The sequence below is a fragment of the Bacillus sp. GB_SG_008 genome (genome assembly GCF_052038115.1).
Taxonomy (GTDB): Bacteria; Bacillota; Bacilli; order Bacillales; family Bacillaceae_G; genus Bacillus_A; species Bacillus_A rhizoplanae.
In genome coordinates this window covers 250,620-276,763 of sequence record NZ_JBPZSK010000003.1, presented here as the reverse complement: position 1 = coordinate 276,763, position 26,144 = coordinate 250,620, and the positions used below count along the sequence as shown (strand labels likewise).

The following is a 26,144-nucleotide window of genomic DNA, read 5'->3' as shown; positions in this document are numbered from 1 at the left end:
TTCACTTTATTTTGAAGAAATTTTGCAAGAATTTACTCCTTTTGAAGGAAATCTGCTTTTTAAAATCGAAAATCAAAACATATATGTTGCGCTAGCTTATGTGATAAAAATAGAAACAGCTAGAGCGTTTTCATATTAATACGATAGAAGAATATCGCGTATATTTTGATGAAGAAACAATAATAGCAGCATAAGCAATTTTCGAAAATCCGTTAAAATGGTGAGGGGAGAAACTAGCATGTCGAATTTAATGGTTGAAAATCAAACGCGGCAAGTAACTGTTTTTTTGGAAGAAGTAATTGAAGTGATCACAAAATATGTAAATAATCACACATTACCTTTATTATTAGAAGAAACACCTGAAGGCGATGAACAGTATTTTGCTGGATTGTTAGCTTCAATTCGACGTTTACTTGTATTTTGTGAAGAAGGGTTAGATGCTTGCTGCGTAGTAATGAATAATGAGCCGTTTCGAAAAAATGCAGCGCAAAGAACGTTATATAAAATCTATCATCAAGTGATTGCAGAGTTTTTTTCACCGAAAAATGATTATTGGTATGAAAATAGCCGATCAGCTTATACAGGGAAGAATTCAATTGCCTTTCAAAAACAACCTCCTTTTTCTATTGAACGAATGATGCAAGAGTTAGAAGGGAAATTTCAAATGTTGCGCGAAGAATTAGAATATTATGAGACAGACTATCAAACGAAAATGATACAAAAATATTAACTCTGTAAGAAGCTAGGTGATTCCTAGCTTCTTTTGCTTTTTGAAACGTCATATACGCTCATACTTTCGAATACATTTAAAAAGGATAGCATTGATGGAGGTGACATATGAGTCAGCAAGAAGTGTTTACCGATTACTTTCATGAAGTTGAAAGTTGGTGCGAAAGTGTTCTCCACGTATTAGATAACCGGGCAACGGAAGTGTATGATGTCCATATGCTTGCATATAAAATTCAAATGTTATTAGATCGTATTAAAGAAAATGAATATGATTATGATGCGGAGTTTGTTTATGAAATTAGTGATGATGTTGAACATATTCAACACTACTTACAAGAGGCGTTAATGTCTGATTCAGAACAATATGTATTATACGAAAGAAATTATGTAGAAACTTCTGTACCGATTGGGGGACATACTCTTCCGCCACTTCCATATCCGTATAATGCACTTGAACCGTATATTTCAAGGGAAATTATGATGCTTCATCATGATAAGCATCATCGTAGTTATGTAGAAGGATTGAATAAAGCAGAGAAAATGATGGCAGAAGCACGAAAAACAAATCAATTTGATTTAATAAAGCATTGGGAGAGAGAAGCTGCTTTCCATGGTTCCGGACATTACTTACACACTATTTTTTGGAACAATATGAAAAAAGATGGTGGTGGTAGCCCACATGGAGACTTATCGAGGCAAATTGAAAAAGATTTCGGGAGCTTTTTACGTTTTCAAAAACATTTTACAGAAGCAGCAGCAAAGGTGGAAGGTTCTGGATGGGCGATTCTCGTTTGGGCACCTCGTTCCGGGCGATTAGAAATTTTACAAAGTACACTTCATCAATTATTTACGCAATGGGATACGATCCCTCTATTAGTACTTGATGTATGGGAGCATGCATATTATTTACAATATCAAAACCGAAAGGAAGAATATATTAAGAATTGGTGGAATATTGTCAACTGGGGTGATGTAGAGAAAAGATTTGAAAGTGTAAAAGAACTTCAGTGGATATCATATTAGACGCATCGTGATGCGTCTTTTTTGTGGGTAGTAAAACCCCCACCTCAAGATTTAGAGAGAAGCGAGGAAGATAAGTGGGGGATAAAAAAATCCCACTGATGGAGGTTTCACTTTATCCCGCTATTTGCTGGCAGTAAGTCCTCTACCTCAACTTCCATTCATATTTTAAAGGTCCAAGCATACACTTGTACAAAAAGTGCCGAAAAGGACGTGAATATATGCGAGGAAGATGGATTGTGATAGCACTTATTATGATATGTGTAAGTATGTTACCCAATGATACATATGCACAAATGAATAATGTTAGTGCTCGTAATGCCGTGTTGATGGAGCAGCATTCGGGGCGTGTACTATATGGAAAGTTAGAGCATGAATCCGAAAAAATTGCAAGTATTACAAAAATTATGACCGCGCTTTTGGCAGCTGAATCAGGGAAAATGAAAGAAAAGGTATCAATTAGCAATACGGCTGTTCGTGTGGAAGGATCGGCTATTTATTTAAAGCCAGGGCAGAAAGTAACGTTAGAGGATTTAGTATACGGTTTAATGTTACGTTCTGGAAATGATGCAGCTCAGGCAATTGCAGAATATATTGGTGGAAGTACGGATGGGTTTGTCTATTTAATGAATGAAAAGGCCGCACAAATTGGAATGAAGGATACACATTTTTCTAACCCGCACGGTTTAGATGGGGATGGGACACATTATTCTTCAGCATATGATATGGCACAGTTAACACGGTACGCCATGAACAATGAGACATTTCGTAAAATTTTTGGAACGAAAACGTATCAGTCGCAAGCGTGGGATTATCCATGGAAAAATAAACATAAGCTTGTTACATCTATGTACGAGTATGCAACAGGAGGAAAAACTGGCTTTACGAAAAAGGCAGGACGAACACTTGTAACAACTGCATCAAAAGATGGGCTAGATTTGATTGTTGTAACATTGCAGGCTTCGAGTGATTGGGACGATCATATGTATTTATTTAATGAAGGCTTTAAACAGTATATATCAACTACAGTACTAAAAAAGGGAGTACTTTCTGAAATTCAAGACAAAAAGTATAAAAATCATGTATATACGAAAAATGATTTGTTAGTGCCGCTAACAAAAGAGGAGTTAAAAAAGGTCACATTACAAATTGAATTTGATAAAACAGCCAAGGTAACAGATGGAGAGAAAGTAGGTCGCGCCATTGCTTATCTAAATGGAGAAGAAATTGGGGAGCGTAATTTATTTTATAGTAAACGAAAGCTTATTGTGACAACAGGTTTGTTTTGGAGCGATTTTAAAGAAGTATTTTCACAAATGTTAGGTGTGAAAACAGATGGTTAATCTTGTCTGGGCTGCGATGGCGTTAATTGGTATTGTGTATGCAATGTTTAATGGAACGATGGAAGAAGTGAATAAAGCGGTTTTTGAAGGTTCAAAAAGTGCTGTAACTATTTGTATTGGACTGATTAGTGTTCTTGTTTTTTGGCTTGGTTTAATGAAAATTGCAGAAGAAGCGGGACTATTAAAGAAGCTTGTTGCATTGTGTATGCCTCTTGTAAAAAAATTGTTTCCAGAAGTTCCGAAGGATCATCCAGCGATGGGTTTTATTTTATCCAATATGTGGGCAAACTTTTTCGGTTTAGGAAATGCAGCTACACCACTTGGGATTAAAGCAATGGAACATTTAAAAGAGTTAAATGGGGGAAAAGACTTTGCGAGTCGTTCTATGATAACATTTCTTGCCTTAAATACATCGGCTATCACGCTTATTCCCACTACGGTTATTTCAATTCGGATGACATATCATTCTGCAAACCCTACTGAAATTGTAGGGGTAACCTTTATCGCTCAAGTGCTATCTATGATTGGTGCCATTTGGATTGATCGTTATTTTTACCGAAGAAGAAGTAGAAAGGGGAAGAAAAAATGAGTATCGTCAATATGATTTCTCTATGGGTGATTCCATGCGTGATTGGATTTATTCTATTATATGGGACGGTAAAAAAAGTACCGACATATGAGTCGTTTGTAGAAGGGGGAAAAGAAGGGATTCAAATTGCTGTATCCATTTTACCATTTATGGTTGGTATGCTCGTTTCTATTGCCATTTTTCGAGCTTCAGGAGCGCTAGATGCAATGATTCATGTGATAAAACCAATGCTAGATATGATTCATGTGCCAGCAGAAATTGTTCCGCTTGCACTTATTCGTCCTATTTCTGGATCAGCAGGGTTAAGTATTACAACGGACTTAATTGCCACATACGGACCAGATTCGTTTATTGGGAGACTTGCTTCCACGATGCAGGGAAGTACAGATACGACTTTTTATATTTTAACAGTTTATTTTGGGGCGGTTGGGATTCGGAAAATGGGTGATGCATTAAAAGTTGGTTTATTTGCTGATTTAATTGGTATCGTGTGTTCAATTGTATTTGTTTCACTTATGTTTCAGTAATAATGATTCATTTTTCATTCAAATTGGACTATAATACGAATACAGCCACTATTAAGAATGCGCTTAATAGTGGCTTTTTTATGGATTGTTTTTGACAAAAACGTGAACATTTGCCGTAAGCAAATGGAAGGAAGTGGACCATAATAAAGAAGAGAATCATACCGCACTCCTTTATTAGCTTACAAAGTTGGCAATGTTGTTTATGGTAAGTAATGGGCATTGTCTACTAGGTTAGACAGTTGCCAAGTCCTTCTAATGAAGGTAAGATGAATTTGAGGTGAAGAAACGAAATGGAACGATTACAAAAGGTAATAGCACAAGCAGGTATCGCATCAAGAAGAAAAGCAGAGGAACTTATTCAACAAGGGAAAGTTAAGGTTAACGGAAAAGTCGTGACCGAACTAGGAACGAAAGTGAGTGCGCAAGATAAAGTTGAAGTAAACAACATTCCTCTTGAAAAAGAAACACCTGCTTACTTTTTATTATATAAACCAACTGGTGTTATTTCGAGTGTAACAGATGATAAAGGAAGAAAAGTGGTCACAGATTTCTTTCCAGAAATTCCACAGCGCCTTTTTCCAATTGGTCGATTAGATTATGATACATCTGGTTTAATATTGATGACAAATGACGGAGACTTTGCGAACATTTTAATGCATCCAAAATATAAAGTTGAAAAAACATATGTGGCAAAGGTAAAGGGCCAGTTAACTGGTGAAAAAATCCGTATGTTAGAAAAAGGTGTTATGCTTGAAGAAGGGAAAACAGCGCCTGCGCATGTGAAAATCCTTTCTTGGGATAAACGTAAAGAGGTTGCAATTGTACAATTGACAATTCATGAAGGAAGAAATCGCCAAGTGCGTAGAATGTTTGAAGCAGTTGGATGTAAAGTGATGAAATTAAAGCGTGAGCGTTATGCCTTTTTAGAGTTAGGTAATTTACGCCCAGGAGATGCAAGAGAATTATCTCCTCATGAAGTAAAACAACTTCGTGCTCTTGCTTCAACGAAACCAAGATAGTATTTAGTAACAGGAATAAAAGCTTCTATCAGTAAAGAAATCTTTACTGATAGAAGTGAATACATAGAAAAGTTTAGTATGTGCTAAACTTATTTATTTCGTTAAGAGAGGAGAGACACCGTGAAGAAAAATAGGCTGTTATTTCGTGTAATCATTTTGCTCATATTAGGAGGGGCAGTAGGGTTTACGTTATATCAAAACTTTTTTGTTGATAAGGAGAAAGCGCAAGTTGGAAAGGAAGCGCCAAACTTTGTTGCTACTGATTTAGAAGGTAACAAAATTACGTTAAAAGATTTAAAAGGAAAAGGTGTTTTCTTAAATTTCTGGGGAACATGGTGTGGACCTTGTGAGAAAGAAATGCCATATATGAATGAATTATATCCGAAATATAAAGAAAAAGGTGTCGAAATAGTGGCATTAGATGCAGATGAAACAGAACTTGCTGTGAAAAACTTTGTGAATCAATATGGACTGAAATTTCCAGTAGCGATTGATAAAGGACAAGAAATTTTAAATACATATGATGTAGGACCGTTACCAACAACGTTTTTAATTGATAAGGACGGAAAGATTGTCGAAAAAATTACAGGTACACAATCTAAAGAACAAATGGAAGAATATTTAAAGAAAATTACTCCATAAATGAGAAATGTATAGAAAATATATTTGTACAGGTAGTATTGGTCAATTGAGGTGCTGTTTGTAATTTCAGTACCTAACAATAAAATTCTGATTATTCAGTGAAAGTGTTATGAAACATAGATACATAGAGAAAAGAAACGGCGGTGAGGGATTTGGAACAAATAAAGTGTGTTTGCGGTCATGTAAACCCAATTGGTACAATCTTTTGCGAAGCTTGCGGAAAGCCTTTTGAAGATGAGAAAGATACGAAATTATTAGATATGCGATATGAAGGAAGTGCACGGCGGTCTCTTACACATACAAAAACAGTTGTGGATAAAATTTGGAGTTTTTTCTCTTCCGTAAAAGTTGGAGTATGGCTCATTGTTATTACGCTTATCGCATCTGGAGTGGGGACGATTTTTCCACAAGAAATGTATCTCCCACCAAATGTCACGCCGGGGGAATACTATGAACAGCAGTATGGTTTTCTTGGAAAATTGTATTACCAATTAGGATTTGACAATTTATATAGCTCTTGGTGGTATATGATGTTAATTGCATCTATCGGGATTTCTCTCGTTATATGTAGTTTAGACCGAGTTGTTCCTTTGTATAAAGCGCTGAAAAAACAAGGAGTAACAAGGCATCCGAGTTTTTTAAAGAGGCAGCGATTATACGGAGTAGCACTCGCAACAAAAGAAGAAATTGAATGTGTTAAGGAAAACTTGAAAAAGAGAAAATACAATGTACGAGTGGAAAATGATAACATTCTAGCAGAAAAAGGACGTTTTTCTCGTTGGGGTCCATATGTAAATCATATTGGTCTTATTATTTTCTTATTTGGAACAATGCTGCGTTTTGTCCCTGGTATGTATGTAGATGAATCGCTTTGGCTTCGTGAAGGTGAAATGAAAGAAATCCCAGGAACAGACGGAAAGTATTATTTGAAGAATGAAAAATTCATTAAAGAAGTCTATGATAAAGGAAAAGAAAATGAAGTCTTTGATGATGCGATTGATCGAGTTGGGAATAAGGTAATTCCGAAAAACTATCAAACAAATGCCGTATTATATAAAGCGGTTGGAAAAAATATTGCTGGTCAAAAGCCAAAGCTTGAGAAAGTGGAAGAGTATAACATTCGAGTGAATGAACCTCTTAAATTTGATCATTATGCTCTTTATCAAGTAGATTTTAAAGAGGGCGAATTTAGTAAAATGTCTTTTGCTTTACAAAAGAAAGAAAGTGGCCAAAAATGGGGACCAATTACAGTTGACCTAGCAAATCCAAAAGAAACATACGATTTAGGAAATGGATACTCTCTGCAGTTGTTAAGTTATTTTCCGGATTTTTACTTTGATGAAAGTGGAAAACCGAATACAAAAACGAAGCTACCTAATAATCCAGCGTTTGTTTTTAAAATGTTTACACCCGAAACACCAAAGGGAGAAGTGAGCTTTGTTGGAATTCGACAAAATATAGAGCCAGAAGGAAACAATTTATACAAAATGTCTTTTGCAGGTGTAGAAACGCGTAACGTTACAGCGCTTACTGTACGAAAAGATTTGACACTTTGGATTATAGCTCTGGGAGGCTTTATTTTCATGGTCGGTGTTATTCAAGGTATGTATTGGAATCATCGACGCATTTGGATACAACGTGTTAACAATGAATGGTGGATTGCTGGGCATACAAATAAAAATTGGTATGGTTTGCGAAAAGAGATAGAAAAAGTCTTAGAAGGGACAAGCATTCCACAGCCAAATGATAAAGTCAATGAGAAGAAAATTAGTTAAGGTGGGGAGAGAGTATGGTAGAAATAAGTAGTAATTTCTTATTTGCTGCTTTCGTATTGTATTTAATTGCAACGTTGTTTTTTGGAGGTGCGATTAAAGAAAAAGGGCGGAAGTGGGCAAACATTGGGATAAGTATTACTATTCTAGGTTTTGCTGCGCAATCGGTATACTTTGTTACGAGATGGATTGCATCAGGACATGCACCAGTTAGTAATTTTTTTGAATTTGGGACATTTTTCGGCATGATGATGGTTGGTGCATTTATTATTATGTATTTTATATATAAGACAAGCATCCTTGGTTTATTTGCACTTCCAGTTGCTATTTTACTCATTGCCTATGCAAGTATGTTTCCGAGGGAAATTACACCGCTTATCCCTTCATTAAAAAGTTACTGGCTACAGATTCATGTAACAACAGCAGCTGCTGGCCAAGCTATTTTAGCAATTAGTTTTATTGCGGGGGTTATATATTTACTGAAAAATGTGGATCAGTCAAAAAAAAGTAAGCAAACATTTTGGCTGGAAGCAGTTATTTTTTCGCTTGTTTGTGTAATTGGATTTATAGCAGCGACAACTGCTTTTTCAAGTGTAAAGTATGAAGCGAAATTCCAATGGATTGATAAAAATGAGCAGCAAGCAGAAATGGTGTACAATCTACCTGCTTTAGTAGGACCTCATGAAGGAAAGTTAGTCACAACTGACAAACTTGAGCCTGTTATAGAAACACCTGCTATTATTAATGCGAAAAAATTAAATACAGTGATTTGGTCGATATTTATAGGAACAGGACTGTATATCTTATTAAGATTGATTTTACGTAAACGAGTGGCAGCGGCGATTCAACCAGTAGTACAAAAAGTGGATAGTGATTTGCTTGATGAAATTGGATATCGCTCTGTTGCAATTGGATTCCCAGTCTTTACGTTAGGTGCATTAATCTTTGCGATGATTTGGGCGCAAATTGCATGGACACGTTTTTGGGGATGGGATCCAAAAGAGGTTTGGGCACTCATTACCTGGCTCTTTTATGCAGCCTTTTTACATTTACGCTTGTCTAAAGGGTGGCACGGTGAAAAATCAGCATGGCTTGCAGTAATCGGATTTGCAATTATTATGTTTAACTTTGTTGTGGTAAACTTAGTAATTGCAGGCCTGCATTCATATGCATAACAATAATTGAATTTCAACGAGTCAAGTCGTACGATTCATTATTGCAGGATAAAGTGAAACTTCCATCAGTGGAGAGTTTTTTCATCTCCCACTGATGGAAAGCTCTCACCAATCAGGCTTTTACGGGCAGTTACCCCCCACCTATCTTCTTCGGATTCTTCACAATCTTGAGGTGGAGGGCTTACTGCCCATTAATGCGGGATAAAATAGGAAGGTAACCGTCACTTTCCTATTTTATTTTTGTCAATTTCTTTTCTTTTTTGAGAAAAACATGACAAAGTATAAGAGAATTTTGTAAAATGATGTCGAGGACAAATTATATTGTTCAGGAAACATACATATTTTTGGAAAAACTATGAACAAATTTTATTATTTTTGTGAAACATAATGCAAAGGTGAACTTTCAATCATGAAAGGTTTTGTCTATGAAAATGAGATAAGGGTAAGTTTAGGGCTCTATTCTGTTCTAATTAGTAATTAGGATATCCCCCTCACTAGATTCAGAGGAATAGAAGGCAAGTGGGAGATAACTACTAATATGCACTTGAGTAGTTCAACGAACCCTCAGTGGAAACCAAATTTGAGGAAAGTTTTACTTTATTGGAGAAAGGTAGGTGTGAACCGTTGTGACATTTACATGTACAGCGGGTTGCGATGGAAAATGAATTAAAGATTTTAATTGTAGATGATGAAGATCGTATTCGTCGTTTGTTAAAAATGTATTTAGAGAGAGAGCAGTACATTATTGATGAGGCTGACAACGGTGAGACGGCGTTAGAAAAAGCGTTGCAAAATGATTATGATCTAATTCTTTTAGATATTATGATGCCTGGAAAAGATGGCATTGAAGTGTGTAAAGGTATTCGTGAGAAAAAAGCCACACCGATTATTATGCTAACGGCAAAGGGAGAAGAAGTGAATCGCGTACAAGGATTTGAAGTTGGTACAGATGATTATATTGTAAAACCGTTTAGCCCACGCGAGGTTGTGCTACGTGTAAAAGCTGTTTTACGTCGCTCAGTAACAACGACATTCTTTACGCAAGATACGACAACAAAAGATGTTATTGTATTTCCTCATCTCACAATTGATAATGACGCACATCGTGTTACAGCTGATGGAGAAGAAGTGAATTTAACACCAAAAGAATATGAATTATTACTATTTTTAGCGAAGGCACCTGATAAAGTATTTGACCGAGAGCAGTTATTAAAAGAAGTATGGCAGTATGAATTTTTCGGTGATTTACGCACAGTTGATACACATGTAAAGCGCCTGCGTGAGAAGTTAAGTAAAAAGTCAGCAGATGCAGCGAAAATGATTGTAACTGTATGGGGTGTTGGTTACAAGTTTGAGGTTGTGAACGATTAATGCTTTGGAAAAGTGTAGTAGGGAAATTATGGATGACGATTCTACTCCTTGTTTCCTTCGTGCTTGGTTTTGTTGCCATTTTACTTTCGCAGTTTTTTGATAATTATTATGTAACAATGGGAGAAACAAGGCTTACGAATGTTGCAACGAGTGTTTCTGAATTAATAGAAGAGGGGACGGATGAGCAGACGATAGAACATATCGCATATAAATTCGCTGACCCCCTTTCGCGTATTATTATTGTGAAAGATAATAATGAAATATCTGCTTCTCCGGCACAACAAGGATTGGCAACGCTAACACTAACTGATTTGAAAAATGACAAAGAGTTACAAGCGGTATTTACAGAACGTAAAAAGGTACAAAAAATTAAGACCGTCCCAGATGAAAACAATAAGAAAAATCCTGACAATGATATTATGATTGTCGGTGTTCCGTTAAAGTCGTCAAAAGATGGTGCGGTCTTTGTATATCAATCGTTACAAGTACCAAAACAAGGAATAGAAAAATCGACGGATTTTATCTTTTTATCTGCGGGGATTGCGATTATTTTAACAACGTTCTTTGCCTTTTTCTTATCAACTCGAATTACAGCCCCACTTCGTAAAATGCGCGAAGTAGCTTTTGAAGTAGCACGCGGGAAATTTGATGCGAAGGTACCAGCGGTTTCGCAAGATGAGATTGGTGAACTTGCAACAGCTTTAAATCAAATGGGAAAACAATTGAAGTTTAATATTAATGCGCTGCAACAAGAGAAAGAACAGCTTTCTAGTATTTTAAGTAGTATGGCTGATGGTGTTATTACGTTAAATCAAGAAGGAGAAGTTGTTGTAATTAATCCGCCAGCAGAACGTTTCTTACAAGTATGGTATGAAGAAAAAGAGATAGAGTTAAGTGTGAGTTTGCCATCGGAGCTTGTTGAACTGTTTCATCTCGTTGTAGAAAGTGAACAGCAACAAGTTATAGAAGTTAATTTAGAAAAAGGTAATTATGTTGTACTGATGACACCGCTGTACAATCAGACGAAGATTCGCGGTGCTGTTGCGGTACTTCGTGATATGACGGAAGAACGCCGTCTTGAAAAAATGCGTAAAGATTTTATTGCAAACGTATCGCATGAATTACGTACACCAATGGTTATGCTGCAAGGATATAGTGAAGCAATTTTAGATGACATTGTTCAAACGAAAGAAGAAGTGCATGAATTTGTGCAAATTATCTATGATGAATCTGTACGCTTAGGTCGTCTTGTGAATGAATTGTTAGATTTAGCTCGAATGGAGAGCGGTCACGTAGAATTACATATATCAGAAGTAGATATTGTTCCATTTGTTGAAAAGATTGCACGAAAATTCCAAGGGATAGCAAAGGAAAAAGAAGTGCAGTTAGTAGTTGATTTTCGCACTTCCATAGAGCAGCATTCTTTTGATCCAGATCGTATGGAACAAGTGTTAACAAATTTAATTGATAATGCTTTAAGACATACAAATGCGGGTGGTAGAGTATCGCTTATTATCGATGAGAAAAATAATGGAATTGTATTCGAAGTTGAAGATTCTGGGGTTGGTATTCCAGAGGATGATATTCCATTCTTATTTGAACGTTTTTATAAAGCGGATAAGGCTCGTACACGTGGGAAAACAGGTGGTACAGGGTTAGGACTTGCGATTGCAAAAAATATTGTGCGAGGACATGATGGTAAGATTACAGTGTCGAGTGTAGTAGATAAGGGGACGACATTCTCTGTATATTTGCCAACATAAGTATGATGAAATTATATGCGAATTTTTAAGCTTATCTTTTTGATAAGCTTTTTTTTTGAAAAAGAAAAGGAATGTTAGTATAAGAGAAGAATGAAAAAGAGAAATAAGGAGGGAAAACATGAAGCTATATACAAAAACAGGAGATAAGGGACAAACAAGTCTTATTGGAGGACGCGTAGATAAAGACAATTTGCGTGTAGAGGCATATGGAACAATTGATGAGGCAAATTCGTTTATTGGACATGCGATGACATTGCTAGAGGGGGAATTGTTTCAAGGTATTTATCAAGAACTTGAAAAAATTCAGCATGAGTTGTTTGATTGTGGCGGGGATTTAGCGATTGTGAAGAGAAAAATTCCGTATAAAGTAACAGAAGACATCATTACTTTTCTAGAGGAAAGGATTGATGTATATATACAAGAAGCACCGCCGCTTGAGCGCTTTATTTTACCAGGAGGAAGTCAAGGGGCGGCTATTATTCACATTGCTCGTACTGTTACACGAAGAGCAGAACGTTGTATTGTTGCTTTAAAGAAACAAGATGAGATTAATGAATATGTTTTGCAATACGTAAATCGCTTATCGGATTATTTATTTGCAGTTGCAAGAGTTGTGAATGCTCGTTCTAATGTGAAAGATATAGAATATGAAAGAAGCGCGATTGTATTTCGAGATAAGGAGGAGAAGAAAGAGAAATAGGCTCTTTCTTTTTTTGGTATACTTTTTGCTATAATCAACCAAAATAGAGAAAGTGTGATTGTTATTTAGAAAACGGAGGATTTATAATGAAAGCTTTAAAAATCATTTTGCTTTTCTTTTGTGTTTTTTTTATAGCACAAACAGAAGGTGCTGCTGAAGAAAAGCGGTGGGCATGGCCGGTAGAGGGGAGAATTAGCGATTATTTTGGAACGAGAAATGGAAAACATTTTGGGATTGATATTGCTGCACCGATCGGCACTTCAATAGCAGCTATGCAAGATGGTGTTGTAACAAGATCTTATTTTTCTGATAGTTACGGGCATGTTGTGTTTATTAAACATGAAGATTATGAAGCTGTATATGCTCATATGAATAAACGACTTGTGAGAGAGGGAGATGCAGTTTTAAAAGGGCAAAAAATTGGTCAAGTAGGAAATACAGGACAATCGAATGGTGCTCACTTACATTTAGAAATTCATAAAGGGGCTTGGACGATAGCGAAAACAAATGCAGTAAATCCGCTGCAAATGATTCAAGAAAAGCCTAATACGGTAGCATCTGCTTCTGTATATGTCGTGCAAAAAGGTGATACATTGGTCAGTATTGCTAGGAAGTTCGGTACAACTGTTGAAGAATTAAAAGTGAAAAATTATTTGCAAAAAGATACTATTTATCCGTCACAAAAATTACATATTAATTGAAAAAGAGCTAGGAAGACTAGCTCTTTTACTTGTTACCAAAAAATAAAGATACATGCAAATCCAGCAATTATTAAATAGCTATAATAATAAAACACTTTAGCTCGTGTTTTTTCTTCTGTTCTAAATAAGACAAGAGTAGGTTCAATAAGACCGATAACGAAACAAAGAAGACCGAGCAGCATACAGCCGAGAGACAGCGAATACAAAGCAATTTGAATTTGAGATGGGAGAATCAATTTTAATAAAAATGCAATAAGTACAGTATAGCAAATACTCCCAATATACACGTTCAATGTTGTATTAGATCGATAACCAGGCAGTTTTTTTAAAAATGATCTGGAAACAATTTCTGTTTCTAAGGATGTATAAGTTTGAATGATTTTTTCTGCCTTTTTTCCTTGATGAAAAAGAGAAAGAATCCAATTTCGTTCTCCTTGAAAGACAAAATGAGTTTTTGTTAAATAATGATCAATTTTGACTTTTCTCCAGCTTTTCCATGGATGTCGTTCGCGAAGTTTTAGTTTACTGTCTGAATTTTTATCATATTGATATACACTAATGCCATCTTCATCAAAAGCAACATAATATGTATCTCTTGAAAAGTTACCTGAGTCAAGAGGACAATAGAACAGCAATTCCTTTTTTAAATAAAAGTATTCTTTGCGAAGATTTTTTTTCATAATTTCTCGAATAGGCTGTTTCTTTTCTTTACTCATGACATTTCCTCCATTGTAAGAAAATGCTGTTTTTCTTAACAATATCATATCTTATCACTTTCACGTATAAATGGCTAGAGAATTGTGGACAAAAAAGAACAAACACGAAAATTTGTTCCTTTTTGTCGTATTATTTACTTATTGTTAGAATAGCATGCAATTATGAGGATGTGACTGGATAAAGAAAATTTCCCTCAGTGGAAGTTTTCTTTATCCCCGGCCTATCTTCTTCGCTTTTCTCTGCATCTTGAGGTGGGGGACTGCTAAGTATAGGAAGGTGTTGTACAATGTGAGTGAAAAAGAAGCATTTTCATTCACATTGTTTTAAAATTGTTGTATAATGATGAGGAAAATAGAATATCGGTCTATCTTCGGGGCAGGGTGAAAATCCCGACCGGCGGTGATGAACGTGTATTTTTGTTCTAAGCCCGCGAGCCGTTAAGGCAGGATTTGGTGCGATTCCAAAGCCGACAGTACAGTCTGGATGGGAGAAGATGGAGGTTCGAGCGTTCAAAAAAGATACATGTTTGAACGTCTGTTTGATGTGCCTAAAATTTCTCCCTTTGCGTTTCGGACGCGAAGGGTTTTTTCATGCAGGAATATATTTAGGCATAGCAGAGCCTTTCCACTTTCCATGAGATGATCGATGGAAAAGGAGAGAGAAACATGAAACAACAGAAGAGTGTAGTACAAATGATGAGCGTTGCGATGCTAAGCAGCATTGCGTATTTATTAATGATGCTGGATTTTCCACTTCCAGGGCTGCCACCGTTTTTGCAAATTGATTTTAGTGATGTCCCAGCATTAATTGCAGCCATTACTTTTGGACCAATTTCAGGTGTAATTGTAGAAGGGATAAAAAATGTCCTGTATTATGGTATTCAAGGCGATTTAACGGGCGTACCTGTAGGAGAAGTGGCGAATTTTGTTGCTGGATGTCTCTTTATTCTTCCGGCATCTCTTTTATTCCGTAAACATCGCACAGTAAAAAGTTTAACAACAGGATTAATGTTCGGAACAATTATGATGACAGTAATTATGAGTGTATTAAATTATTTCATCATTTTTCCAGCTTACACTTGGTTCTTAGGTCAACCTGCTATGTCTAACGATGCAATGCGTCAAATAATTGTAGCGGGAATTTTACCTTTTAATATAATTAAAGGAATTATAGTAACAATTATTTTTGTTCCTTTATTTTCTCGATTAAAAGTATGGGTATTTGCGAAAATGAAAAATGCATAATATAGAAGGTTTTGCATCAGTGGAAGTTTTTTCTGCTGATGTTTTTTATCCCGCATTAACAGGCAGTAAGCCCTCCGCTTCAAGATTGTGAGGAACTCGAAGGAGATAGGTAGGGGATGAAAAAAACCACTGATGGAAGTTTCACTTTATCTCGCGTAAGGAGTAGTAAGAGTCTGTTTGATGGGGCTGACCACTAAATTTAGGATGAGTGACTAGTGAAAGTTGTGCTTCATAGAAGAAAATAAAGTGTAAAAAAAATACCCCTCATTATTTGAGGGGTATTTTTTGAAGTCAACAATAAGACTATTCGAATTTTAATGCGTCACCGTCGAATGCTTCCTCTGCCACTTTAATAGAGTCAGTTGGGCAACCTTCGAATGCATCCATCATATCATCGATTAATACATCTGGAATTTCAACGATACCTTGGTTATCGTCAAGTGTTACGAATGCAATGCCTTCATCATCGTAATCATAAATGTCCGGTGCAGCTGCTCCGCAAGCTCCGCATGCAATGCAAGTATCTTTGTCAACAATTGTATATTTTGCCATTTTTGTATACCCCCTAAATAATATGTATATGTATATAAGAACACTGATGAAAAATTATAACCTTATTGTAAAACGGTTTTTGAAACTTTTCAATATAAAATTATAATGATAATTCTTATCAATTGAGTGTGTCAACTAATTTCTATAGTTGTACATAAAATTTTAAAAATATCTAAATAAGATGCATTTTGTTACAATGAAAGTAGAAGTAGACTGAAAGGGTGGAAGAAGCGTTGCAGCTACAATATACCGTACTATACTGTTTGAAACAATTAAAAGGTGAACGAACGGTTTCTTCTATTTATCACCTTTTAAAAGGGAAACGTTCTTCACAAACATTGCAAGATGGGAATATGTTTCATCTTTCCTTTTTGTTTAGTGTATATAAATCTTTAAGACGTCATGATTATGATAAACAGATTGAAGCATTATTAAACAAGCAACTTATTACATGTGTGCATGAAAATACTTACATTTTATCTGAAATGGGAGAGAAACAAGTAAACGAATGGGGAAAATTCTTTTCTTTCCCGAAATATTTACACGGTTTGCAATACGGCGAACTTGGAGAGAGCTTTTGGAAAAGGTTATCCTTAATTGTGCAAACTGTATCTAATTTGCAACAAAAATATGTGAAATTCCTTCCAATTCAGCAAGATACAGAAATCACGATGTGGGTAAAACAATTTATTATGAACTCTCCTGTTTCAAGAGGACAATTAGCGGAACAGTTATATAAAGAAATAAATTCAATATTAATGTATGTTACCTCTCTAGAAGCAACCATTTTCGTATATCGTCTAACAGGATACCATCGTATTGGTTATACAACAGATCAACTTGGAAATATGATGAAGCAAGATGCGTTTCGAGTATATCTTTTATTTTGGGGAACGACTCATTTCATCATTCAACATGTACAAAATCATCAGCAGAATTTTCCGTTATTGGCACAAATTATTGCGTATCCGAATGAAAAAGCAGATTTATTTAGTATATCAACACAAAAAACATATCAACTATGGAAGCAAGGACGAACTATGGAGGAAATTGCTAGGATAAGAAAATTAAAAGTGGCGACAATTGAGGATCATATTGTGGAAATTGCATTGCGTGAAAAAGAATTTCAGGTGGAGCAATTTGTAGAAAAAGAAAAAATGAAACAAATACAGAAAATGATTGAGAAGTTACAAACGCGGAAGCTGCGAGTCTTGAAACAAGCTGCTGGAGAGCATGTTTCCTATTTTGAAATTCGTCTTGTATTAGCGCGAGTAGGGGGATTACATGAAACTTGAAGATATTTTATATCAGTGGTTTGGGTACCGGACATTTCGGCCAGGACAAAAGGAAGTTATTGCAGACTTATTAAATGGAAATTCTGTTGTAGCGATGCTGCCAACTGGAGGGGGGAAATCGCTCTGTTATCAGCTTCCAGGATTTATACAAGATGGAACGGTACTCATTGTTTCACCGCTATTGTCATTAATGGAAGATCAAGTTACACAGTTAAAATACATTGTGAAAAATCAAGTTATTGCTTTTAACAGCTTTCGAACAATGGCAGAGAAAAAAGAAGCTATGCGGCGATTGCATTCCTATAAATTTGTATTCGTGTCTCCTGAAATGCTGCAATCAGATGTGTTGCTAAAAGAATTAAGGAAAATTCATATCTCTTTATTTGTTGTGGACGAAGCACATTGTATTTCTCAATGGGGATATGATTTTCGAACAGATTATAAAAAGCTAGATCAAGTTATTGCATCGATGGGCTATCCTAAGGTTCTTGCTTTAACAGCTACTGCTACGAAAGAAGTATTACAAGATATTATTGAAAGTTTGAATTTGAAAGATGTGAGGCAGCATTTATATTCGATTGATCGCCCTAATATTGCTATGAAAGTAGAATTTGTACAAACCATTCAAGAGAAAAAAGAAGTGCTGTTATCTCATGTGAAATATTTACAAAGTCCTGGCATTATTTATTGTTCGAGTAGAGCTTGGACTGAACGTCTTGCAGCGTATTTAAGAAATGAAGGGATTGAAGATGTTGCGCATTATCATGGTGGAATGGAACATGAAGAACGGATGTTAATTCAGCAACAATTTATGAATGATCAACTCCAGCTCGTTGTGTGTACAAGTGCATTTGGTATGGGAGTAAATAAGCAAAACACACGCTATATTATTCATTTTCATTATCCGACAAATATAGAGTCTTATTTGCAAGAGATTGGACGGGCAGGTAGAGATGGAAAGCCAAGCATTGCCATTTTGTTATGTAGTCCCCTTGATCATGAGTTGCCAATCTCCATTATTGAAGAAGAATTACCAAATGAACAACAAATACGCTTTTTATTTTCTTTATTACGAGAAACAATGTTTCAAGCCCAAGTATTACCGTTAGAAGGTGTAGAAGAAATTTGCTACAATACAGCAGGATTGAGTGAACAACATTGGCGATTTATTCGGTATCATTTTGAAAAGATGAAAATCATACAACGTAGAGAATTGATGATTGAATCCTTGTCAGATGAAGCGGAGCGGAAGTTAATTGCAGAAGTGAAAACTCGGCTTTATAATAAATACGGTCAACTAGAAACGATGAAAGAATGGATGCGACGAACGGATTGTAAAAGAGAAGCGATTCTTTCCCAGTTTGGATATGTAAAGGAAACGCAGCCGGAAAATTGCTGTGACTATTGCGGGATTCATATAGAAGATTATAAAAAAAGACAAGCAAGGCAACCTGTTTTCGACTATAATTGGGAAACAGAGTTACAATTGCTCTTCGGATTCAGAATGGAGGAATGATGGATATACGCAAGACAAGTATTGAAGACATGAGTCTAAAAGAAATCCGACTTAATTTATATATTACGCAAGCGATCATTATATGTATTGGAATCTTGTTAGCGTATATATTATTTCCGAGTATGGACGCATTTCTAGCTTTGTGGAAATGGGATTTTTCATCTATTTTTCTAATAGGTGGCGGAGTAGCTTGTGTGATTGTTTTATTTGATTATATTGCGATGCATTTTTTTCCTGAATCGTGGTTTGATGATGGCGGGATTAATGATCGTATGTTTCAAGGAATGTCTGTTTTCCGCGTGTTCGCTGTTACCCTTTTAATTGGAATAGCAGAAGAGTTTTTATTTCGTGGCGTGATACAAACGTATTTTGGCTTAATTTTTGCGAGTGTTGTATTTGCAGTTTTACATATTCGTTATATTACTAAGCCGTTTTTATTTTGTTTTGTATTGATGATTAGTAGTGTATTTGGTTTTGTATTTCAATGGACTGGTAATTTACTGATCACGATTTTTGCGCATTTTTTAGTCGATTTCATAATGGGATTGCAATTAAGAAAGCAAACGGAAGATGGTGGTGACCGATATGGCGAAGCAGACAACAGAGTTTGAAGAGAACATGAAAGAGTCAACGGAAAAAGAAGGAGAGGGTTTACCGCCTCGTAGTGAAGTCCATAAAGACAAGAAAAAATCAAAATTTAAAATAAAGCACTTTTTTGTTCGGATTTTAACATTATTATTTATTCTTCTTCCAATAAGTATTTTATGGTATACAGAGCGTTACATGGAGGAGAAGCAAGCGGCGGAATCGAGTGCCAATTCTGAAAAAAGTGCATTTGAAGTTATTTTTTTTGATTCAAAAAAGAAAACCGATAATGAATCAAAGTCATCACCATCAGAGACATTTCAGTTTCATACAGTACAAGAGGGAGAAACGCTCGAAGATATTGCAAAGAAATATTTTCCGAATGAAGATGGGATAGCGATTATAAAGAAATATAATGAAGTAGCAGAAGACTTAGAACCAGGGCAAGTGTTAAAAATTCCGAAGAAGTCAGAACCAGAACCGAAAAAATAAAGTGAACCTTCCGTCAGCGGGAGACCTTACTGCCCGCGAATGACGAGATGAAGAAAAACCTTCTACAGAAGTAGAGGGTTTTTCTTCACTTGCTGGGGTGATGTGTTATTATGTGGTTAGATTTTGTTAAGAGGAAAGATGAGGAAAGTGTATGACATGGGGATTACTAGGTTGTTTCATATTATGCGTTGTGATTGTTTGCTTTGTTATGATGTATAGAGAAGCGATGCGTGATACATTGTTAGAACACACCGTATCGTTTGCGGAGTTTCCAATTAGTTTTGGAGAAGTACGAATTTTTTTTATTTCGGATATTCACAGAAGAACGATTTCTCAAACTTTAATACAGCAAGTGAAAGGGAAAGTAGATCTCGTTATTATAGGTGGAGATTTAGCTGAACAAGGGGTACCGCTAACACGAGTAGTTGATAATATTAAACGGTTAAATGAAATGGGACAAGTGTATTTTGTTTGGGGGAATAATGACTATGAAATTGATTTTCACGAATTAGACGCGTTGCTTCTTCAAAATGGAGTGAAAATTTTAGACAATACAGGGATCTTATTTGAATCAGAGTTTGGAGAAAAGATATGGTTACTAGGTGTTGACGATGTAAGTTTGAAACGTGATCGTTTAGATTTAGCACTAGCAGATTGTGAAGAAGAGGGATTTCGTATCCTTGTGAGTCATAATCCTGATATCGTATATAAATTAAATGGAACGGAAAATATCTCCTGTGTATTAAGTGGTCACACGCATGGTGGACAAATTCGGTTATTTCATTTTACACGTTTTTTGAAAGGTGGAATTTATGAATATCCACATACGACTTTGTTTGTAAGTAATGGTTATGGAACAACACTTGTACCATTGCGTTTTCGTGCTCCTGCACAAACACATTTGATTACATTACAAAGAAAAGATTGACGTTGTTTTTTTAAGGTGGGAAGAGATATGCCAAGTTCAATAGGTAAATATAATATTAAAGTGGTGTCAAATATGCTCGGTATACATCCAGGAACATTGCGAGCTTGGGAAAGACGGTATCAAATCATTGCACCGAAGCGTAATAATGCTGGACACCGATTATATACAGAAGAACATGTTCAAATATTAAAGTGGCTTATTAACAAAGTGAATCAAGGGTTTACCATTGGACAAGCGGTTAGTTTATTAGAAAATAATCAATTACAAAATCACAATTTATCAGAAATAGAATATAATAAAGTAGAACTTTTAGTAGACGATATCCTTTATTCTTTGTTAAAATTTGATGAAATGCAAGCTCTCGAGTTACTGGATGAAGCTTTTAGTATTTTTTCTATAGATAAAGTAATTGCAGATGTGTTAATAAAATTGCTTGTAAGGTTAAAAGATATGCGCTTGAATGAAAAAATAACAAGTGCAGAAGAACGGTATGCGACTTCGTTTTTACGCTCGCGTATCGGAATGATGCATCATAGTATGCCCATTAATACAGGACTACCAAAGGTGCTTTCTATATGCGCTCCAGGGGAATTATGTGAACTTGGATTATTTATTTTTACAACATATGTGCGTCGAAAAGGTTATCCAGTAATCTATATTGGGACAGGCATAGAAGAAGCTGATATTGATGATGTAATCAAACAAGTAAATCCTAAAATCTTGTTTATTTCTTGTACAATAAAAGAAAATGTAATGACAAGTGTTCAGCTTGCAAAGAGATTACATGAACAATATGCAAACCTTTGTGTTGGGCTTAGCGGTTTTGCCTTTGAGTTTACTTCTGATGAAGAAAACGAAGAGACTCGTAACTGGTTTGTTGGGGATACGAAAGAAGAATGGGATGAATGGTTAAAAATGTCAGAATAGTTGTTCGGAAAGAACCATCTATTTTCTGTTTCATATAATAAAAATTAGATGCAACGGTTGCGTAAGGAGGTTACGGGATGAGGTTGGAACGTTTAAATTACAATAAAATTAAAATCTTTCTGACGTTCGACGATTTGTCAGAACGTGGACTTACAAAAGAAGATTTATGGAAAAATGCGCCGAAAGTACAACAACTGTTTCGAGATATGATGCAAGAAGCGAATAAAGAGCTCGGCTTTGAAGCGGATGGTCCAATTGCGGTAGAGGTGTTTTCGTTGCAAGCACAAGGTATGGTTGTTATTGTTACGAAAGAAAATCAAGAGTCAGATACGGAAGAAGAATTTCAAGATGAATATATTGAAATGCAAGTTACTCTTGATGAGAGCGAACATATACTATACGAATTTGCTTCATTGGAGGATGTAATTGCATTAGCGGGTCGTTTATATAATCTTGGAGTAACAGGTGGAAAGCTTTATGCGTGGCAAAATCGTTTTTATCTATGGTTAGAAGAAGATTCTACTATGTTATTGAAAGAAGATATGATTGCCATTTTAGCAGAGTTTGGTAACTCTTCTACAATTACAATTTATCGAATGATGGAATATGGAAAAGAACTTATGGCGAATGAAGCAATTGAGCAAATATATAAGTATTTTATCACAAAAGAAAACCTCAGCTAAGTGATACAGTTGAGGTTTTTCTTTATGTGAAATATTTAATCATTATATAAAAAATATTAGTTTTTAACGTATTTCGCTTTTCTAAAAAGAATAAAAAGACTATAATGATATTGAAAACGTTTGCAAAAAATAAAAAGGTTTGTATATATTTGTTAGCGTTTTCTCTTGCATTCCTATTTTAAGAGTGTATACTAGGCAATGAAGGTTTACTAAACAAGTGAAATTACAGGGGGTTTACTTACTATGGTAGCCGAAAAGGGAGCTCAAACACAAACACAAACACAACAAAGAGAACAACACTTCGAACTGTTGAATTCGACACAAATTGTTATTAAAGAAGCCCTAGAGAAATTGGGTTATCCAAACGAGGTATATGAGTTACTTAAAGAACCGATTCGTATGATGACAGTAAAGATTCCAGTTCGTATGGATGATGGAACTGTTAAAATATTTACAGGATATCGTGCTCAGCATAATGATGCTGTTGGTCCAACAAAAGGCGGTATCCGCTTCCATCCAAATGTAACGGAAAACGAAGTAAAGGCACTTTCGATTTGGATGAGTTTAAAATGTGGTATTGTTGATCTGCCGTATGGTGGAGGTAAAGGTGGTATCATTTGTGACCCACGTGAAATGTCTTTCCGTGAGCTAGAAAGATTAAGCCGTGGCTATGTAAGAGCAATTAGCCAAATCGTAGGTCCAACGAAAGATATTCCAGCTCCAGATGTATTTACAAATTCACAAATTATGGCATGGATGATGGATGAATATAGCCGTATTGACGAATTTAACTCACCTGGATTTATTACAGGTAAGCCGCTTGTATTAGGTGGGTCTCATGGCCGTGAGACAGCAACTGCAAAAGGCGTAACAATCTGTATTGGTGAAGCGGCGAAAAAACGTGGTATTGACATTAAAGGTGCACGAGTTGTTGTACAAGGCTTCGGAAATGCAGGTAGTTTCTTAGCGAAGTTTATGCACGATGCGGGAGCAAAAGTAATTGCGATTTCCGATGCTTACGGTGCACTTCATGATCCAAACGGCTTAGATATTGATTACTTATTAGACCGTCGCGATAGCTTTGGTACAGTAACGAAATTGTTTAATAATACAATTTCAAATAAAGAATTATTAGAACTAGAATGTGATATTCTAGTACCAGCTGCAATTGAAAATCAAATTACAGAAGAAAATGCAGCGGATATTAAAGCGAAAATTGTTGTAGAGGCAGCGAATGGCCCTACAACGTTAGAAGCAACAAAAATTTTAACAGAACGTGGTATTTTACTTGTTCCAGACGTATTAGCGAGTGCTGGTGGCGTAACAGTTTCTTACTTTGAATGGGTACAAAATAACCAAGGTTACTATTGGACAGAAGAAGAAGTAGAAGCTCGTTTAGAAAAAGTAATGGTAAGCTCATTTAATTCTATTTACGAAACGGCGCAAGTTCGCAAAGTGAATATGCGTTTAGCAGCTTATATGGTTGGTGTTCGTAAAATGGCAGAAGCAAGCCGCTTCAGAGGTTGGGTATAAACCGCTTATTGATTATGCAAACCGCAATTTCCTGTAAAGGGAGTTGCGGTTTTTTGTTGTAATAATATTGTTGGGTCGGTTATTGCAGTTGCATGGGCATTAGTTGTATGGCTTATGAGTTATATGAATTAGTAAAAAACAAAAAAAGAACACTTGTTCTAACAGAACATTTGTGCTATACTCTCCTTAGATAGAAAAACGGAAATAAAGTGAAAATTCCATTGGTAAGGAGTTTGTTCAGTACTCACTGATGGAAAGTATTCACTAATTATAAAGGAGAGATTCTAATGAAAACGACTGCAGAACAACGTTTTATGATGCCAACACATGTAATGGAACGAGTTGAAAATTTACGCAAAAAGCATGTGAAACGCTCTTCCTTCCTACATACAGTGAATTGTTTTTTTGGGTTAGAAACGAAGCAAGATGAAATTTGGTTTTATGGTTTTTATACGGTGACAGTAAGTGTGTTATTGTTTATGATATTTGCTTCGAATATGATGGATTTTCTGCTTTCATAATAATGTTTGCGTTAGAGACACATCGTCTGAATACATATAAGATTAGGAAGGTAATTTTATAAGAGCGGAGATGATGTGAATGGCGAAGTTTCCTATACAGCGAAATTATATTAAACACGGAGGCTCTCGATCTGGAATTCGACTTTCAAAAGTTCGTTTTATTGTCAGTCATGATACTGGAAATCCCGGCAGCAATGCGGTTGGGAATCGAGATTATTTTAATGAAGTGCAACCAAAAGCTTCAGCTCATACATTTATTGATGATAAAACTATATTAGAGATTATTCCAATCAATGAGGTAGCCTACCATGTTCGGTACAACGTTCCGACAGATAATGAAATATTTGGTCACAATGCTAACAGCGCAGCGATCGGTGTTGAACTTTGCTACGGTGGGAATATAAATTTTTGGGATGCATATACACGTTTTACTTGGTATCATGCGTATTTGTGTCACAAATTTGGTTTAAATCCAAAGAAAGCTATTGTCTCGCATAAAAAGCTTGATCCTGCTCGTAAAATTGATCCGGAACATGTATTAAATAATCAAGGTATACCTTTTCGACAATTTTTAGCGGACGTCTATCGCATGTACGTATCGTATAGATGACAAATATATGAAAAATGAATACAATAAAGATAGGTGCCTACTGCTGAAAGTAGGTTTTTTCTTGTTTTGTAATTTTTTTATTTGAATAGAGAGCAGAAGACTAGGAGATGAGTTTTACATGCAAAAAGAAACAGCGATTATTATCGGAGGCGGACCATGCGGATTAGCAGCAGCGATTGCAATGCAAAATGTCGGGATTAATCCACTTGTCATTGAAAAAGGAAATATTGTTAATGCAATTTATAATTATCCAACACACCAAACATTTTTTTCTTCTAGTGAAAAACTAGAGATTGGTGGAGTTGCTTTTATTACAGAAAACCGTAAGCCTGTTCGGAATCAAGCATTAGCATATTATCGAGAAGTAGTGAAACGGAAGCATGTACGTGTAAATGCTTTTGAACGAGTGGAAAAAGTACAGCAAGAAGAGGATTTTTTTCTTGTTCAAACAGTAAAGAATGACGGGAAACAAGAGAAATATAAAGCAAAATACATTATTATTGCAACTGGGTATTATGATAACCCTAATTATATGAATGTTCCGGGAGAAGAGTTAGAAAAGGTTGCGCATTATTTCAAAGAAGGTCATCCGTATTTTGATCGTGATGTTGTGGTAATCGGAGGAAAGAACTCAAGTGTAGATGCGGCATTAGAACTTGTAAAATGCGGAGCGCGTGTGACGGTTTTATATCGAGGACAAGTATATTCTCCAAGTATTAAACCATGGATTTTGCCAGAATTTGAAGCGTTAGTTCGTCAAGGTACGATAAAAATGGAATTTGGTGCACATGTAAAAGAAATTACAGAACATACAGCCACGTATACAGTAGGAAACGAAGAGTATACAATTTCAAATGATTATGTCTTTGCCATGACAGGCTATCATCCAGATCATGGTTTTTTAACGAAAATGGGCGTAGAAATTGATTCTGAAACAGGAAGACCACTGTATAAAGAGGAAACGATGGAAACGAATGTGGAAGGGATTTTTATTGCTGGTGTAATTGCTGCTGGTAATAATGCGAATGAAATTTTTATAGAAAATGGTAGATTTCATGGAGACGCAATTGCGAAAACCATTGCAGAGCGAGAACAATAAAAATTTATTAATGAATGGTGACAAATGAAAAACACCTCCGTCTAATTCGTAGCTTTAGGAATGCGAATTAAGGAGGTGTTTTTTTGTTACA

General features: G+C 35.8%; 27 protein-coding genes and 1 riboswitch. Of the genes, 25 read left to right on the top strand and 2 right to left on the bottom strand.

The window, feature by feature from the left end:
* Positions 1–238: 238 nt before the first annotated feature.
* The 13 genes from ACTDJC_RS09165 (at position 239) to ACTDJC_RS09105 (ending at position 13,351) form a co-directional block, all read left to right on the top strand.
* Positions 239–730 carry a DUF3907 family protein gene (locus ACTDJC_RS09165; protein WP_098309452.1) on the top strand — a complete coding sequence of 164 codons (492 nt, stop codon included), beginning with the start codon at positions 239–241 and terminating at the stop codon, positions 728–730.
* Positions 731–837: 107 nt separating this feature from the next.
* On the top strand, positions 838–1,752 hold the full coding sequence (locus tag ACTDJC_RS09160) for a superoxide dismutase (protein WP_098309451.1): 915 nt from the start codon (positions 838–840) through the stop codon (positions 1,750–1,752).
* Between the two features lie 218 nt (positions 1,753–1,970).
* Entirely contained in the window at positions 1,971–3,092 is a 1,122-nt protein-coding gene (locus ACTDJC_RS09155; RefSeq protein WP_098309450.1) for a D-alanyl-D-alanine carboxypeptidase family protein, read from the top strand.
* On the top strand, positions 3,085–3,681 hold the full coding sequence (locus ACTDJC_RS09150; RefSeq protein ID WP_440603197.1) for a nucleoside recognition domain-containing protein: 597 nt from the start codon (positions 3,085–3,087) through the stop codon (positions 3,679–3,681). The genes ACTDJC_RS09155 and ACTDJC_RS09150 overlap by 8 nt, the downstream gene beginning before the upstream one ends.
* A complete protein-coding gene (gene spmB, locus ACTDJC_RS09145) occupies positions 3,678–4,208 on the top strand; it encodes a spore maturation protein SpmB (RefSeq protein ID WP_098309448.1) in 531 nt (176 codons plus the stop codon). The genes ACTDJC_RS09150 and spmB overlap by 4 nt, the downstream gene beginning before the upstream one ends.
* A gap of 290 nt (positions 4,209–4,498) precedes the next feature.
* Positions 4,499–5,227, top strand: a complete 729-nt coding sequence (gene rluB, locus ACTDJC_RS09140; protein WP_098309447.1) for a 23S rRNA pseudouridine(2605) synthase RluB — start codon at positions 4,499–4,501, stop codon at positions 5,225–5,227.
* Between the two features lie 120 nt (positions 5,228–5,347).
* On the top strand, positions 5,348–5,869 hold the full coding sequence (gene resA / locus ACTDJC_RS09135; RefSeq protein ID WP_098309446.1) for a thiol-disulfide oxidoreductase ResA: 522 nt from the start codon (positions 5,348–5,350) through the stop codon (positions 5,867–5,869).
* 152 nt (positions 5,870–6,021) lie between these two features.
* Positions 6,022–7,644: a cytochrome c biogenesis protein ResB gene (gene resB, locus ACTDJC_RS09130; protein WP_098309445.1), complete on the top strand. Its 1,623-nt coding sequence runs from the start codon at positions 6,022–6,024 to the stop codon at positions 7,642–7,644.
* Between the two features lie 14 nt (positions 7,645–7,658).
* Positions 7,659–8,816, top strand: a complete 1,158-nt coding sequence (gene ccsB / locus ACTDJC_RS09125) for a c-type cytochrome biogenesis protein CcsB (RefSeq protein ID WP_253629102.1) — start codon at positions 7,659–7,661, stop codon at positions 8,814–8,816.
* A 654-nt stretch (positions 8,817–9,470) separates the two neighbouring features.
* Positions 9,471–10,187: a DNA-binding response regulator ResD gene (gene resD / locus ACTDJC_RS09120; RefSeq protein WP_253629103.1), complete on the top strand. Its 717-nt coding sequence runs from the start codon at positions 9,471–9,473 to the stop codon at positions 10,185–10,187.
* Positions 10,188–10,219: 32 nt separating this feature from the next.
* A complete protein-coding gene (locus ACTDJC_RS09115) occupies positions 10,220–11,950 on the top strand; it encodes an ATP-binding protein (RefSeq protein ID WP_301287781.1) in 1,731 nt (576 codons plus the stop codon).
* Between the two features lie 118 nt (positions 11,951–12,068).
* Positions 12,069–12,650, top strand: coding sequence for a cob(I)yrinic acid a,c-diamide adenosyltransferase (locus ACTDJC_RS09110; protein WP_440603196.1), 582 nt, complete (start codon positions 12,069–12,071; stop codon positions 12,648–12,650).
* Positions 12,651–12,736: 86 nt separating this feature from the next.
* A complete protein-coding gene (locus ACTDJC_RS09105) occupies positions 12,737–13,351 on the top strand; it encodes a peptidoglycan DD-metalloendopeptidase family protein (protein ID WP_098309440.1) in 615 nt (204 codons plus the stop codon).
* Positions 13,352–13,383: 32 nt separating this feature from the next.
* On the opposite strand, the gene ACTDJC_RS09100 is transcribed toward ACTDJC_RS09105, so the two are convergent.
* Positions 13,384–14,067, bottom strand: a complete 684-nt coding sequence (locus ACTDJC_RS09100; protein ID WP_098309439.1) for a hypothetical protein — start codon at positions 14,065–14,067, stop codon at positions 13,384–13,386.
* Between the two features lie 363 nt (positions 14,068–14,430).
* A riboswitch (FMN riboswitch) is annotated at positions 14,431–14,567 on the top strand.
* 166 nt (positions 14,568–14,733) lie between these two features.
* On the opposite strand from ACTDJC_RS09100, the gene ACTDJC_RS09095 reads away from it, so the two are divergent.
* On the top strand, positions 14,734–15,312 hold the full coding sequence (locus tag ACTDJC_RS09095; RefSeq protein WP_253629105.1) for an ECF transporter S component: 579 nt from the start codon (positions 14,734–14,736) through the stop codon (positions 15,310–15,312).
* A 303-nt stretch (positions 15,313–15,615) separates the two neighbouring features.
* Here the strand turns inward: ACTDJC_RS09095 and ACTDJC_RS09090 are convergent, their stop codons facing one another.
* On the bottom strand, positions 15,616–15,864 hold the full coding sequence (locus ACTDJC_RS09090; protein WP_098309437.1) for a ferredoxin: 249 nt from the start codon (positions 15,862–15,864) through the stop codon (positions 15,616–15,618).
* Between the two features lie 233 nt (positions 15,865–16,097).
* Between ACTDJC_RS09090 and ACTDJC_RS09085 the strand changes: the two genes are divergently transcribed.
* From ACTDJC_RS09085 to ACTDJC_RS09035, 11 genes are all read left to right on the top strand, one after another.
* The gene (locus ACTDJC_RS09085) at positions 16,098–17,159 is read left to right on the top strand and encodes a helix-turn-helix domain-containing protein (RefSeq protein WP_440603195.1); all 1,062 of its coding nucleotides are present in this window, start codon (positions 16,098–16,100) and stop codon (positions 17,157–17,159) included.
* Entirely contained in the window at positions 17,149–18,675 is a 1,527-nt protein-coding gene (locus ACTDJC_RS09080) for a RecQ family ATP-dependent DNA helicase (RefSeq protein ID WP_440603194.1), read from the top strand. The genes ACTDJC_RS09085 and ACTDJC_RS09080 overlap by 11 nt, the downstream gene beginning before the upstream one ends.
* Positions 18,672–19,286, top strand: coding sequence for a CPBP family intramembrane glutamic endopeptidase (locus ACTDJC_RS09075; protein ID WP_375337656.1), 615 nt, complete (start codon positions 18,672–18,674; stop codon positions 19,284–19,286). The genes ACTDJC_RS09080 and ACTDJC_RS09075 overlap by 4 nt, the downstream gene beginning before the upstream one ends.
* On the top strand, positions 19,261–19,752 hold the full coding sequence (locus ACTDJC_RS09070; RefSeq protein WP_098309435.1) for a LysM peptidoglycan-binding domain-containing protein: 492 nt from the start codon (positions 19,261–19,263) through the stop codon (positions 19,750–19,752). The genes ACTDJC_RS09075 and ACTDJC_RS09070 overlap by 26 nt, the downstream gene beginning before the upstream one ends.
* Before the next feature lie 151 nt (positions 19,753–19,903).
* Positions 19,904–20,680 (top strand): metallophosphoesterase, encoded by a 777-nt coding sequence (locus ACTDJC_RS09065; protein ID WP_098309434.1) that lies wholly within the window; start codon positions 19,904–19,906, stop codon positions 20,678–20,680.
* Positions 20,681–20,707: 27 nt separating this feature from the next.
* Complete coding sequence (locus tag ACTDJC_RS09060) at positions 20,708–21,607, top strand: MerR family transcriptional regulator (RefSeq protein ID WP_440603193.1); 900 nt, start codon at positions 20,708–20,710, stop codon at positions 21,605–21,607.
* A gap of 77 nt (positions 21,608–21,684) precedes the next feature.
* Positions 21,685–22,290 carry a genetic competence negative regulator gene (locus tag ACTDJC_RS09055; RefSeq protein WP_098309432.1) on the top strand — a complete coding sequence of 202 codons (606 nt, stop codon included), beginning with the start codon at positions 21,685–21,687 and terminating at the stop codon, positions 22,288–22,290.
* Positions 22,291–22,533: 243 nt separating this feature from the next.
* Positions 22,534–23,823: an NAD-specific glutamate dehydrogenase gene (gudB, locus tag ACTDJC_RS09050; protein ID WP_098309431.1), complete on the top strand. Its 1,290-nt coding sequence runs from the start codon at positions 22,534–22,536 to the stop codon at positions 23,821–23,823.
* A gap of 287 nt (positions 23,824–24,110) precedes the next feature.
* The gene (locus ACTDJC_RS09045) at positions 24,111–24,344 is read left to right on the top strand and encodes a DUF3961 domain-containing protein (RefSeq protein WP_440603192.1); all 234 of its coding nucleotides are present in this window, start codon (positions 24,111–24,113) and stop codon (positions 24,342–24,344) included.
* 79 nt (positions 24,345–24,423) lie between these two features.
* A complete protein-coding gene (locus ACTDJC_RS09040; protein WP_098309429.1) occupies positions 24,424–24,954 on the top strand; it encodes a peptidoglycan recognition protein family protein in 531 nt (176 codons plus the stop codon).
* Between the two features lie 118 nt (positions 24,955–25,072).
* Positions 25,073–26,053 (top strand): YpdA family putative bacillithiol disulfide reductase, encoded by a 981-nt coding sequence (locus ACTDJC_RS09035; protein WP_098309428.1) that lies wholly within the window; start codon positions 25,073–25,075, stop codon positions 26,051–26,053.
* Positions 26,054–26,144 lie beyond the last annotated feature (91 nt).

Coding starts and splice junctions, on each gene's coding strand:
- rluB (WP_098309447.1), top strand. CDS start 4,499: ATGGAACGATTACAAAAGGTAATAGCACAAGCAGGTATCGCATCAAGA.
- ACTDJC_RS09055 (WP_098309432.1), top strand. CDS start 21,685: ATGAGGTTGGAACGTTTAAATTACAATAAAATTAAAATCTTTCTGACG.
- ACTDJC_RS09060 (WP_440603193.1), top strand. CDS start 20,708: ATGCCAAGTTCAATAGGTAAATATAATATTAAAGTGGTGTCAAATATG.
- ACTDJC_RS09075 (WP_375337656.1), top strand. CDS start 18,672: ATGATGGATATACGCAAGACAAGTATTGAAGACATGAGTCTAAAAGAA.
- ACTDJC_RS09070 (WP_098309435.1), top strand. CDS start 19,261: ATGGCGAAGCAGACAACAGAGTTTGAAGAGAACATGAAAGAGTCAACG.
- ccsB (WP_253629102.1), top strand. CDS start 7,659: ATGGTAGAAATAAGTAGTAATTTCTTATTTGCTGCTTTCGTATTGTAT.
- ACTDJC_RS09165 (WP_098309452.1), top strand. CDS start 239: ATGTCGAATTTAATGGTTGAAAATCAAACGCGGCAAGTAACTGTTTTT.
- ACTDJC_RS09115 (WP_301287781.1), top strand. CDS start 10,220: ATGACGATTCTACTCCTTGTTTCCTTCGTGCTTGGTTTTGTTGCCATT.
- ACTDJC_RS09090 (WP_098309437.1), bottom strand. CDS start 15,864: ATGGCAAAATATACAATTGTTGACAAAGATACTTGCATTGCATGCGGA.
- ACTDJC_RS09100 (WP_098309439.1), bottom strand. CDS start 14,067: ATGAGTAAAGAAAAGAAACAGCCTATTCGAGAAATTATGAAAAAAAAT.
- ACTDJC_RS09095 (WP_253629105.1), top strand. CDS start 14,734: ATGAAACAACAGAAGAGTGTAGTACAAATGATGAGCGTTGCGATGCTA.
- ACTDJC_RS09035 (WP_098309428.1), top strand. CDS start 25,073: ATGCAAAAAGAAACAGCGATTATTATCGGAGGCGGACCATGCGGATTA.
- ACTDJC_RS09150 (WP_440603197.1), top strand. CDS start 3,085: ATGGTTAATCTTGTCTGGGCTGCGATGGCGTTAATTGGTATTGTGTAT.
- ACTDJC_RS09065 (WP_098309434.1), top strand. CDS start 19,904: ATGACATGGGGATTACTAGGTTGTTTCATATTATGCGTTGTGATTGTT.
- ACTDJC_RS09160 (WP_098309451.1), top strand. CDS start 838: ATGAGTCAGCAAGAAGTGTTTACCGATTACTTTCATGAAGTTGAAAGT.
- ACTDJC_RS09080 (WP_440603194.1), top strand. CDS start 17,149: ATGAAACTTGAAGATATTTTATATCAGTGGTTTGGGTACCGGACATTT.
- ACTDJC_RS09155 (WP_098309450.1), top strand. CDS start 1,971: ATGCGAGGAAGATGGATTGTGATAGCACTTATTATGATATGTGTAAGT.
- ACTDJC_RS09040 (WP_098309429.1), top strand. CDS start 24,424: ATGGCGAAGTTTCCTATACAGCGAAATTATATTAAACACGGAGGCTCT.
- resD (WP_253629103.1), top strand. CDS start 9,471: ATGGAAAATGAATTAAAGATTTTAATTGTAGATGATGAAGATCGTATT.
- spmB (WP_098309448.1), top strand. CDS start 3,678: ATGAGTATCGTCAATATGATTTCTCTATGGGTGATTCCATGCGTGATT.
- ACTDJC_RS09045 (WP_440603192.1), top strand. CDS start 24,111: ATGAAAACGACTGCAGAACAACGTTTTATGATGCCAACACATGTAATG.
- ACTDJC_RS09105 (WP_098309440.1), top strand. CDS start 12,737: ATGAAAGCTTTAAAAATCATTTTGCTTTTCTTTTGTGTTTTTTTTATA.
- gudB (WP_098309431.1), top strand. CDS start 22,534: ATGGTAGCCGAAAAGGGAGCTCAAACACAAACACAAACACAACAAAGA.
- ACTDJC_RS09110 (WP_440603196.1), top strand. CDS start 12,069: ATGAAGCTATATACAAAAACAGGAGATAAGGGACAAACAAGTCTTATT.